Source organism: Streptomyces sp. DT190 (assembly GCF_049846985.1).
In the GTDB taxonomy this organism is placed as follows: domain Bacteria; phylum Actinomycetota; class Actinomycetes; order Streptomycetales; family Streptomycetaceae; genus Streptomyces.
In genome coordinates this window covers 1-434 of record NZ_JBNCNM010000081.1, presented here as the reverse complement: position 1 = coordinate 434, position 434 = coordinate 1, and the positions used below count along the sequence as shown (strand labels likewise).

Sequence of the window (434 nt, the reverse complement as noted above, 5' to 3'; positions counted from 1 at the left end):
GCCCACCAGGTGCCGCTGTCCGCCGTCCGCGACAACCCGGACCACCTGCGCCAGCTGGAGGCCTGGCTGCGCTCCTATCGCCCGGAGGAACTGTTCGACGAGCACGGCAGCCCTCGTCCCGACGTGCTGGCCTGCGTCCCGGACGGCACGCGCAGGCTGGGCGCCACCCCGCACGCCAACGGCGGACTGCTGCTGCGCGACCTGCCGGTCCCGCCCCTGGACGACTTCGCCGTCACGGTCGACAAGCCGGGCACGACGACGCACGAACCGACCCGTGTCCTCGGCGACCTCCTGGCCCGGGTCATGGAGGACACCGCCGGCCGGCGCGACTTCCGTCTGGTCGGCCCCGACGAGACCGCCTCCAACCGGTTGCAGGCCGTCTACGGCGCCAGCGGCAAGGCCTGGCAGGCCGCCACCCTCGACGTCGACGAACA

The 434-nt window shown here is 73.7% G+C and carries 1 pseudogene; it reads left to right on the top strand.

Features of this window, described 5'->3' with window-relative positions:
* Positions 1–434 (top strand): annotated as a pseudogene (locus tag ACPXCS_RS39695) (phosphoketolase); the annotation flags it as partial.